The organism is Nocardioides sp. (genome assembly GCF_035429765.1).
GTDB lineage: Bacteria > Actinomycetota > Actinomycetes > Propionibacteriales > Nocardioidaceae > Nocardioides.
Window position 1 is genome coordinate 1 of record NZ_DAOMFK010000109.1, and the last position, 10752, is coordinate 10752.

Below are 10752 nucleotides of genomic sequence, written 5' to 3' on the forward strand. Positions count from 1 at the left end.
AGGTCGCCGAGCCCGGCGGCCGAGAGCAGCGCGTCGCACGCCGCGTGGGCCGCCACGTCCCCGTCGGAGTGCCCGGCCAGGCCGGCGGGCTCGTCGGGCCAGGCCAGGCCGGCCAGGAACATCGGCCGCCCGGGCTCGAGCCCGTGCACGTCGACGCCGAGGCCCACGCGCGGCGTACCGGTCCGGTCGTTCACACCCCGATCATGCCTGAGTCACAATCGACCGGTGACCTCGTCCCGCACTCCGTGGATCCTGGGCGGCCTCGCCGTCGGCCTGACCGGCCTGGCGACCAGCCACGCGGTCGCCCTGGTCCTGGGGGTGCGGCAGTCCCCGGTGGTCGCGGTCGCCGAGGCGATCGTGCGGATCCTCCCGGGGAACGTGGCCGAGCGCGGGATCCGCGCGCTGGGGCACCTGGACAAGCCCTTCCTGCTGGGCTGCATCATCGTCGGTGTCACGGCGACCTTCGCGGTGGCCGGGCTGCTGGCCCGACGCCACCTGTGGGCCGGGCAGCTGGTCTTCGTGGTCCTCGGAGTGGTGGGCGGGCTGGCCGCGGTGGTGCCGAAGGACTTCACCGGCTCCCAGCTGGTGCCGGTGCTGGTGGGCCTGGCCACCTGGCTGGTGGCACTGCCCTGGGTCAGCGCCGTGCTCAGCCGCCCGGACCCGCCGGTCGAGGCAGTCACCGAGGCCGTCGGACCCTCCCGCCGCGGGTTCCTGGTGCGCGTGGGCGCGCTCGGGCTGGTCTCGGCCGGGTTCCTGCTAGCCGGGCGGTGGCTCAGCCACGGGCGGCGCGCGGTCGAGCAGGCGCGCGAGCTGCTGCACCTGGACGGCGTCACCAAGCCGGCGGTACCCCGCACGGCCCGGATCGGGCTGCGCGGCGTCACCCCGTGGATGACCGAGTCGGCGGACTTCTACCAGGTCCACACCGCGATCGCGATCCCGGCCATCGACCCGGCCGACTGGTCGCTGCGGCTCCACGGCATGGTCGACCGGGAGCTGGTGCTGTCCTTCCAGGACCTGCTCGACCGGCAGCTCACCGAGGCCTGGATCACGCTGAACTGCGTGTCCAACGCGGTGGGCGGAGACCTGATCGGCAACGCCTGGTGGAGCGGGGTGCGGGTCAAGGACCTGCTGGTCGAGGCCGGGGTGCACGACGGCGCCGACGCCGTGCTGCAGACCTCGAGCGACGGCTGGACGTGCGGGACGCCGCTGGCCGCGCTCCTCGACGCCCGCAACGCCCTGCTGGCGGTCGCGATGAACGGCGAGCCGCTGCCGCTGGAGCACGGCTTCCCGGTGCGCACGATCGTCCCGGGGCTCTACGGCTACGTCTCGGCCTGCAAGTGGGTGGTGGACCTGGAGGTGACCCGGTTCGACACGATCTCGGCGTACTGGACCAGCCGGGGCTGGGCGGAGGAGGCGCCGGTGAAGATCTCCTCGCGCATCGACGTACCGAAGGACGGAGCCCGCGTCGCCTCCGGCCCGCTGCGGGTCGGCGGGGTGGCCTGGGCGCAGTTCACCGGGATCGAGGACGTGGAGGTGTCCCTGGACGGCGGCGCGTGGCAGTCGGCCGAGGTCGGGTACGTGCCCACCAACGACACCTGGGTGCAGTGGGCGGTCCTGGTGTACGTCGAGCCCGGCGACCACCAGCTGCGGGTGCGTGCCGTCGACAAGACCCGCAGCGTGCAGACCGGCGTCGAGCAGGACGTGCTGCCCGACGGCGCCACCGGCTGGCACAGCGTCGACTTCACCGCCGAGGATGCCTGAGGCAGGCGACCGCGCCCCTAGACTTGCCCGGTGACTCTCCGGCTCTACGACACCGCGGCGCGCGAGGTGCGCGACTTCGTCCCCCTGCGCGAGGGACGGGCGGGCGTCTACGTCTGCGGCCTGACGGTCCAGTCCGAGCCGCACGTGGGGCACGTGCGCTCCGCGGTGAACTTCGACGTGCTGCGCCGCTGGCTGACCGCCTCCGGCTACGACGTCACCTTCATCCGCAACGTCACCGACATCGACGACAAGATCCTCACGAAGTCGGCCGAGCAGGGCCGGCCCTGGTTCAACCTCGCCTACCTGATGCACCGCGAGCTGGACCGGGCGCTGGCGGCGATCAACGTCCAGCCCCCGACGTACGAGCCGGCGGCCACCGGGCACATCCCCGAGATCCTCGAGCTGATCGGCCGGCTGGTCGCCCGGGGGCACGCCTACGCGGCCGCGGACGGCTCCGGGGACGTCTACTTCGACGTCGGGTCCTGGCCGTCCTACGGCGAGCTGACCCGGCAGGCGGTCGAGGACATGGCGCCGGCGGAGGACGCCGACCCGCGCGGCAAGCGCGACCCACGCGACTTCGCGCTGTGGAAGGGCTGGAAGAAGGAGGTCGAGCCGGAGACGGCGGCCTGGCCCTCGCCGTACGGCCCCGGCCGGCCGGGCTGGCACATCGAGTGCTCGGCGATGGCCGGCAAGTACCTCGGCGCGGCCTTCGACATCCACGGCGGCGGGGTGGACCTGCGCTTCCCCCACCACGAGAACGAGCAGGCGCAGTCGCGGGCCGCCGGCGACCCGTTCGCGGCGTACTGGATGCACAACGCGTGGATCACCACGGCCGGGGAGAAGATGAGCAAGTCGCTGGGCAACTCCCTGCTCATCCCGGAGGTGCTCAAGCGGGTGCGCGGCATCGAGCTGCGCTTCTACATGGTCTCGGCGCACTACCGCTCCCACGTCGAGTTCTCCTTCGAGGCCCTCGACGAGGCCGCGGCCGGGTTCCGTCGGGTCGAGGGCTTCCTCGACCGCGCGCCGGCCGCCCCCGCCGACGCCCCCCTTCCGGACGCCTTCGTGGCGGCGATGGACGACGACCTGGGGACGCCTGCTGCCACCGCGGTGATGTACGACGCGGTCCGCGAGGGCAACCGGCTGCTGGCCGCCGGGGACGCCGCCGGCGCGGCGCAGGTCGCCGGCCACGTGCGGGCGATGCTCGGGGTGCTCGGCCTCGACCCGGCCGACCCGGCCTGGGGCCACGACAGCGGCGTGGAGGAGCACAGGCTGGCCACCGCCGTCGAGGTGCTCGTCTCCGGGCTGCTCGAGCAGCGGGCCCAGGCCCGGGCGGACCGGGACTTCGCCACCGCCGACGCGATCCGCGACCGGATCAAGGCCGCCGGGATCGAGATCGAGGACACCCCGACCGGCCCCCAGTGGAGCCTGTGATGGCCGGCAACTCCCAGCGCCGCGGCGCCGTCCGCAAGTCCAGCAAGGCCCCGACCGCCGGCTCCGGCGGCCGGGTCCGCCGCGGCCTCGAGGGCAAGGGGCCCACCCCGCAGGCCAAGGACCGTCCCAACCACAAGGCCTACAAGGCCAGGGTCAGGCAGGAGAAGGCCGCCGCCGCGCGGCCGCGACGCCGCACGACCCGCACCTCGGAGGCCGAGTGGGTGGCCGGACGCAACTCGGTCGTGGAGGCACTGCGGGCCGGCATCCCCGTCACCGGGCTGTACGTCGCGGAGGGGGCCGAGCGGGACGGCCGGCTGCGGGAGGCCTTCCGGATCGCCGCCGAGCGGGGGCTCTCGCTTCTGGAGGTGCCTCGCGGCGAGCTGGACCGGATGACCGGGGGCGCGGTGCACCAGGGCCTGGCCGCCCGCATCCCGGCGTACGAGTACGCCCACCCCGACGACCTGCTCGACGCGGGCGGCGGCGAACCGGCGCTGATCGTCGCGCTGGACTCGGTCACCGACCCCCGCAACCTGGGGGCGGTGATCCGCTCGGCCGCCGGGTTCGGCGCGCACGGCGTGCTCATCCCCGAACGGCGGGCGGCCGGGATGACCGCGGCCGCGTGGAAGACCTCGGCCGGTGCCGCGGCCCGGGTCCCGGTCGCCCAGACCGTGAACCTGGTCCGCCAGCTCAAGGCCTACCAGGCCGCCGGCTGCATGGTCGCCGGGCTGGACGCCGAGGGCTCTGTCGCCCTGCCCGACCTGGACCTCGCCGACGGCCCGCTGGTGCTCGTGGTCGGCTCGGAGGGCAAGGGCCTGGGCCGGCTGGTGGCCGACACCTGCGACGTGCTGGTCTCGATCCCGATGGCCGGCGAGCTGGAGTCGCTCAACGCCGGCGTGGCCGCGAGCGTCGCGCTGTACGCCGTCGCCGAGGCCCGCCACCGGGGCGGGCGCTGACCAGCGCCGGTCGGCGGCGCGTCGGCCAGGGGGCGTGGCTACCGTGGACCGGGTGGGTGAGCGGTCGCGGGGGAGGGTCGTGCGCGGGAGCGCGCTGGCCCTGGTCTGGCTCGCGCTCGCGGGCCTGCTGACCGTCGTCCTCTTCCTCGGCTCCAGCCGCACGCTGGTCCTGGCGAGCCACGACACCGTGGTGCGGCCGACGCTGTCGGGCACGATCACCGTGCACAGCGGCCCGGTGCTGCCCGACCTGCGGCTGCCGTCCGGGCAGGTCGTCGGGGTCGACCTGCTGCTCGGCAAGACCCAGGCCACCTCCACCGAGGAGCTGGTGCAGCGCTACGCGTTCATCGCCAGCCATCCCGAGGGGCAGATCGCCCGGGTCCAGGCCGCGGTGCGCGACATGGCCTGGACCGCGGCGCTGCGCGGTGCCGTGCTGGCGACCGCCCTGGTCGGGCTGTGGCTGCTGGTCGGCGCCGAGCGTCGCCGTCAGCTGGCCCGTGGGGTGCCCACCCGCCGGGGGGCGCTCGCGCTCGTGGGGGTCGCGGGCCTCGTCGTACTCCTGGTCCAGCCGTGGGACCACGTCGACGACCCGGCCCTGCCGGAGCCGCAGTGGCAGCCGCTCGCGGACTTCGCCGGCGTGGGCTCGCTGCCCAGCGAGCTCGACGACGTCGAGGTGCGCGCCGACATCACCACGATCGAGACCCGCCAGCTGGTGGACACCGCGCTGAACACCTACCGCCAGAGCAAGGCCTGGTACGCCGCCGCGGTGGCTGCCGCGCAGCAGCTCGACCTGCGCCGGCCCGAGCCCGGCGAGACGGTCGTGCTGCTGGTCTCCGACCGGCACGACAACGTCGGCATGGACCCCGTGGTGCGCGCGGTCGGCGACGCCGCCGGTGCGAGCGCGATCTTCTCCGCCGGCGACGACACCTCGTCCGGAGAGTCCTGGGAGGCCTTCAGCCTGGACTCCCTCGACGAGGCGTTCTCCGACTACGACCGGTACGCCGTGTCCGGCAACCACGACCACGGGACGTTCGTGAGCGACTACCTCGAGCAGCGCGGGTGGACGCACCTGGACGGCGAGGTGGTCGAGGGGCCCGGCGGCTCGGTCCTGGCCGGGGCCGACGACCCGCGCTCCAGCGGGCTCGGCAGCTGGCAGGACCAGCCGGTGCTCACCCTCGACGAGTACGCCGACCACCTGGCCGACCTGGTGTGCGACGCCGACGAGCGGGTGGCCACCCTGCTCGTGCACGACCCGCGGACCGGCCGGCCCGCCCTCGAGCGCGGCTGCGTCGACCTGGTGGTCGGCGGGCACCTGCACGTCCAGGTCGGACCCACCGCGATCACCGGGGAGAACGGCGCGGTGGGCTACACCTACACCAACGGCACCACCGGCGGGGCGGTCTACTCGATCGCGGTGGGCAGCAAGCCGCGGCGCGCAGCCGAGGTCACCCTGATCACCTACCGTGACGGCCGGCCGGTCGGGCTGCAGCCGGTGGTGCTGCAGACCAACGGTGACTTCGCGCCGGGCGCCTGGGTCCCGCTGGTCTACTGAACCCGCGGCCACGCCTAGGATCGAGCCATGCCGGTCGACGTCGAGCGCGTGCTGCCCACCGAGGAGGCCGAGGCGCTTCTGGAGCTGACCCGGGAGCTGGCCGCCCGGGAGCTGGCGCCGCAGGTCGCCGAGGCGGAGGAGGCCGGCCGCTACCCCGCCGAGACCTACCGGCTGCTGGGCCGCTCCGGGCTGCTCAGCCTGCCCTTCGCCGAGGCCGACGGCGGGGGAGGGCAGCCGTACGAGGTGTACCTGCAGGTCGTGGAGGAGATCGCCGCGGCCTGGCCGAGCGTCGGGGTGGGGCTCTCGGTGCACACGCTGACGGCGTTCGTCGTGGACAGCTTCGCCACCGCTGCCCAGCGGGAGCGCTGGCTGCCGCAGGTGCTGTCGGGCGACTGGGTGGGCGCCTACTGTCTCTCCGAGCCGCAGGCGGGCTCGGACGTGAGCGGCATCCGCACCCGTGCCGAGCGCGACGGCGACGCCTACGTCGTCACCGGCACCAAGCAGTGGATCAGCAACGGCTCCTGCGCCGACTACTACATCCTCTTCGCCCGCACCGGCGAGGACCCCAAGCGCGGGCTCTCCGCCTTCCTGGTCCCCGCCGGCACCGAGGGGATGGGCTTCTCGGCGCCGGAGAGGAAGATGGGCCTGCACTGCGACGTCACCACCCAGGTGCTCTTCGACGGGGCCCGGATCCCGGCCGACCAGCGGCTGGGCGAGGAGGGTGCGGGCATGCGGATCGCACTCGGCGCGCTGGACGCCGGTCGGCTCGGGATCGCCGCTGTCGGCACCGGCATCGGCCAGGCGGCGCTCGCGCTCGCCGTCGACCACGCCCGCGAGCGCCACCAGTTCGGCCGTCCGGTGGGGGACTTCCAGGGAATGCAGTTCCTGCTCGCGGACATGGGCGCCGACGTGGAGCGGGCGCGGGCGACGTACCTCCACGCGGCACGGCTCAAGGACGCCGGGCGTCCCTACTCGCGGCAGGCCAGCGTCGCCAAGCTCACCGCCACCGACGCGGCGATGCGGGTCACCACCGACGCGGTGCAGGTGCTCGGCGGCAACGGCTACACGCGGGACTACCCGGCCGAGCGCTACTTCCGCGACGCCAAGGTCACCCAGATCTTCGAGGGGACCAACCAGATCCAGCGGATGGTGATCGGCCGCAGCCTGCTGGGCTGAGGGCTCTGCGCCGCGCCGAGCAGCCCGAACTACGCACGTGCGTACTTCCGGTCGTGGTTCTGGGCGAATCGGCAGCCTGAACTGCGCACGTGCTCGGTTCGCGCTGTTGTCACGCTGGCCGGGGGCCTCCGGGTGCAGGGCCTGCGCTGCCACGTGTGCCACGACCCCGACCTGCGCACGGTGCGCGGCGTTCCTGCCAGCAGCCCCGAGCAGATGTTCGTCGAGCTCGCGTCCCTGCTGCCGGGGCTTCCCGCCGTCCCGAGCGACGCCTGGCGCGCGCACTTCCCCGGGCGTGGCTGACGACAGCACCGACCGGGCAGGTCCCCCACTACGCGTCGGGCTCGTCGTCCTCGCCGTCCAGCGTCACCGCGAGGTCGTCCTCGGTCTCACTCGGCGCGGTGACCGCCTCCTCCGGCTTCCGGGCCAGCACCTCGGCGATGTAGTCCCGGGCGGTGTCGAAGATGTCGACCTCATGGCCGGCCTGCTCGGACAGGTACCACCGGTGCACCAGGATCTCGTGGTAGATCTCGGCCGGCTCGAGCTTGCCCCGCGCCTCCGGGGGCACCAGCGCGATCACCGGCTCGTAGAACTCGGTGAGCCACCGGTTGGCCACGACCGCGCGGTCCTCGCGGCCCAGCTGTCCGGAGACGGTGAACGAGGCGATGTCGTTGAGCAGGCGCCGGGCCTGGTTGTCCTCCACCGTGAGGCCGGTCAGCGACTGCAGCTCGCGACGGTGGTGGCCCAGCTCCACGACCCGGGGGCGCACGCTCACCGCGTCCCCGTCGAAGTCGGTGACGATGTCGATCTCCTCGACGTCGAAGCCGAGGTCGTTGAGCTTCTCGATGCGCTGCTCGATCCGCCACATCTCGTCGGTGGAGAAGCGCTCCTCGCTGGTGAGCTCGGTCCACAGCGCCCGGTAGCGCTCGGCCAGCAGCTCCACGACCTCGCCGGGGTCCATGCCGGCGTACACCTCGTGGCTGGCCTGCAGGTCCAGCAGCTCGGCGAAGACGTTCTCGGTGCCGATGGTGACGTCGTACTCCCGCATCTGGTCCGACAGGTGCGGGCGGAGCTCGCCGGTCTCGGCGTCGACGAGGTACGCCGTGAACGCCCCGGCGTCGCGGCGGAACAGCACGTTGGACAGCGACACGTCGCCCCAGAAGAACCCGGCGAGGTGCAGCCGGACGAGCAGCACCACCATGGCGTCGACCAGCGACGGCACGTCGTCCGCGGTGATCCCGTGGGCGAACAGGCTGCGGTAGGGGAGGGAGAAGCGCAGGTGCTGGGTCATCAGGGCGGGGGGCAGGTCGGCGCCGCGGCGGGTGCGCCGCCCGGTCACCACCGCCTGCGGGGTGACCGCCGGCAGCCCGAGCCGCTGCAGGTCCCGCAGCAGGCGGTACTCGCGCAGCGCCATCTCCTCCTGGGTCTCCTTGACCGCGTAGATCCGCTCGCCCAGGCGCACGATGCGCACCACGTGCCGCGACAGCCCGCGGGGCAGGGCGAGGAGGTAGGTCTCGTCCCACTCCGCCAGCGCCTTCCCCCAGGGCAGCGTGACGATCATGGGATCGGGCCGGTGGGCCGCGATCCGCAGTGCCATGACGAGAAACCTAGCGAACCTTCCCCGGGAAGGTCAGCGGCCGAGCGCGGCGTTCAGCCGGGCGGCCAGGGCCACCGCGCGGGGGTGGGCGGCCAGGTCCTCCAGCAGCACGGGGACGCCGTCGTGGTCGGTGAGGGGGACCCGCCAGTTGGGGTACTCCGTGTCGGTGCCCGGCTGGTTCTGGGTACGCCGGTCGCCGACCAGGTCGGTCACGGTGACCCCGAGCAGCCGGGAGGGGGTCTGGGTGAGCAGGACGTGCAGCGCCTCGATCAGCTCCTGCTCGCCGGGGTCCTCGCCGACCAGCCCCCGCTCCTGCAGAACCCGGACGAAGGAGTCGCGCTCGTGCGCGGCGAACCCGAGCTCCTCCTCCACCGGCCGGGTGAGCAGCCCCAGGCTCTGGCGCAGCAGCACGTGCGAGAAGGCCAGGTAGCCGGCGGTGGGGGGCAGGTCGTGGGTGGTCACGGTGGCCAGGCAGAGCTCGCGGTAGGTCTCCGGCGGTCGGGGCCGGCCGTGGTCGACCTCGAACCACAGGATCGAGGTGCCCAGGACGCCCCGCTCGGCGAGGTACTGCCGGACGAACGGCTCGACCACGCCGAGGTCCTCCCCGACCACGAACGCCCCGGCCCGGTGCGCCTCCAGCAGCAGGATCGAGACCATCGCCTCGTAGTCGTAGCGGAGGTAGGCGCCGTCGCTCGCCGGCCGGCCGTCGGGGATGCACCAGAGCCGGAACAGTCCCATGACGTGGTCGATGCGCAGCCCGCCGGCGTTGCGCAGCGCCGTACGCAGCATCTGACGGTACGGCGCGTAGCCCGACGCCGCGAGCTCGTCGGGACGCCACGGCGGCTGCGACCAGTTCTGCCCGATCTGGTTGAAGGCGTCGGGGGGCGCGCCGACGCAGACCCCGTGGGCCAGCGCCGGCCCGAGGGTCCACACGTCGGCACCCCGGGGGTGCACGCCGACGGCGAGGTCGGTCACCACGCCGATCCGCATGCCGGCGTCGCGGGCCGCCCGCTGCGCGGCCGCCAGCTGGTCGTCGGCGACCCACTGCAGCCAGGCGAAGAAGTCGACCCGCTCGGCGAGGTGGACGGCCAGGTCGGCGACCGCGGGGGAGTCCTGGTCGTGCGCCCACTCCGGCCACTCCGCGGCGCTGCCGAAGTGCTCGGCGAGGGCACACCAGGTGGCGAAACGGACCAGCGGCTCACCCTCGCCCCGCCGGAACGCCTCGAACGCGGCCTGGCGCTGCGGGGTCCGCGGCACGTCGTACACCCGTCCCAGCGCGTCCAGCCGGGCCTGCCACGCGGCCTGCCGGTCCAGCAGGTCCGCGGTGGTGTTGGCCGCGCGCAGCGGCTGGGCCGCCTGCTCCACGTGCGCCCGGTCGCCGGCGGAGAGGCCGGCCACCTCCGGGACGTCCTCGACCCGGATGTAGCCGGGGTTGAGGAAGCGGCGCGAGGTCGGCAGGTAGGGGGAGCTCTGCACCGGCGGGGCCGGCTCCGGCGCGTGCAACGGGTTGACCAGCACGAAGTCCGCCCCCAGCCCGGCCCCGGCCCGGGCCAGCGTCGCGAGGTCGGTGAAGTCCCCGAGCCCCCACGACCCGCGGGAACGCACCGAGTAGAGCTGGGTCATCAGCCCCCACGCCCGTGGCCCCTCCGGGCCGGGCAGTCGGTCGGGGGCCACCACCAGCAGCGCGCTGGCCGACCGCTCGCCGCTGGTCGCCTCGACGGTGTGGTAGCCCAGCGGCAGGTCGCTCGGCAGGGTGAACCGGGCCTCACCGACCAGCCGCCCCTCCACCTCGCGTGGAGGGACGTTGTGCTCGGCCTGGTGCGCGACCGCCGTGGCGCCCTGCTCGGTGCGCACCGCGACCGTCACCGGCGCGCCGTGCGAGACGTGGACGAGCACGTCGGCGGGCAGCCCTGGGCGGGCCACCACCACCGGCGGGAGCATCCGCCGCCACGGGGCCTCGTCGACGAGGGTGAGCGCCGTCCGAACGGCCTCGTCGGTGGTCGCGTCGATCCCGAACGCGGCGAGGACGGCCACGCAGGTCCCCACGGTCGTGGGGACGTGGGCGCCGCGCCAGTCCCAGTACTCGGTCGACACGCCGTAACGCTCGGCCAGCTGCTGCAGGGGCGGCCAGGCGCTCACCGGTGCGTGCGGGTCGGGGACCTCGGGCGGGACGCTCATGGGACCAGTCTCCCGTCCCCTCCGGCCGACGGCGCGCGGGGGCGGTCGCCGGTCGGGCGTGTCGCGGCTCAGCCGTCGCTGCGGCGGGTGGTGCTGCCCGGGGTGGGGGT

At 74.2% G+C, this 10752-nt stretch carries 9 protein-coding genes; 6 read left to right on the forward strand and 3 right to left on the reverse strand.

Features of this window, described 5'->3' with window-relative positions:
- Positions 1–194 (reverse strand): 2-C-methyl-D-erythritol 2,4-cyclodiphosphate synthase (locus PLP61_RS10930; RefSeq protein WP_324502744.1); only part of this gene is annotated, 194 nt, incomplete at its 3' end.
- 31 nt (positions 195–225) lie between these two features.
- Here PLP61_RS10930 and PLP61_RS10935 point away from each other — a divergent pair.
- The 6 genes from PLP61_RS10935 to PLP61_RS10960 all read left to right on the forward strand — a co-directional run bounded on the left by PLP61_RS10935 (position 226) and on the right by PLP61_RS10960 (position 7170).
- The gene (locus PLP61_RS10935; RefSeq protein WP_324502745.1) at positions 226–1761 is read left to right on the forward strand and encodes a molybdopterin-dependent oxidoreductase; all 1536 of its coding nucleotides are present in this window, start codon (positions 226–228) and stop codon (positions 1759–1761) included.
- A 30-nt stretch (positions 1762–1791) separates the two neighbouring features.
- Entirely contained in the window at positions 1792–3192 is a 1401-nt protein-coding gene (gene cysS / locus PLP61_RS10940; RefSeq protein WP_324502746.1) for a cysteine--tRNA ligase, read from the forward strand.
- Positions 3192–4145, forward strand: a complete 954-nt coding sequence (rlmB, locus tag PLP61_RS10945) for a 23S rRNA (guanosine(2251)-2'-O)-methyltransferase RlmB (RefSeq protein WP_324502747.1) — start codon at positions 3192–3194, stop codon at positions 4143–4145. Before cysS ends, rlmB begins: the two co-directional genes overlap by 1 nt.
- Before the next feature lie 52 nt (positions 4146–4197).
- A complete protein-coding gene (locus PLP61_RS10950; protein WP_324502748.1) occupies positions 4198–5694 on the forward strand; it encodes a metallophosphoesterase family protein in 1497 nt (498 codons plus the stop codon).
- 27 nt (positions 5695–5721) lie between these two features.
- Positions 5722–6870 carry an acyl-CoA dehydrogenase family protein gene (locus tag PLP61_RS10955; protein WP_324502749.1) on the forward strand — a complete coding sequence of 383 codons (1149 nt, stop codon included), beginning with the start codon at positions 5722–5724 and terminating at the stop codon, positions 6868–6870.
- A gap of 132 nt (positions 6871–7002) precedes the next feature.
- The gene (locus PLP61_RS10960) at positions 7003–7170 is read left to right on the forward strand and encodes a hypothetical protein (RefSeq protein WP_324502750.1); all 168 of its coding nucleotides are present in this window, start codon (positions 7003–7005) and stop codon (positions 7168–7170) included.
- 28 nt (positions 7171–7198) lie between these two features.
- Here the strand turns inward: PLP61_RS10960 and PLP61_RS10965 are convergent, their stop codons facing one another.
- Positions 7199–8464, reverse strand: a complete 1266-nt coding sequence (locus PLP61_RS10965; protein ID WP_324502751.1) for a DUF4032 domain-containing protein — start codon at positions 8462–8464, stop codon at positions 7199–7201.
- Between the two features lie 33 nt (positions 8465–8497).
- The gene (malQ, locus tag PLP61_RS10970) at positions 8498–10642 is read right to left on the reverse strand and encodes a 4-alpha-glucanotransferase (RefSeq protein WP_324502752.1); all 2145 of its coding nucleotides are present in this window, start codon (positions 10640–10642) and stop codon (positions 8498–8500) included.
- Positions 10643–10752 lie beyond the last annotated feature (110 nt).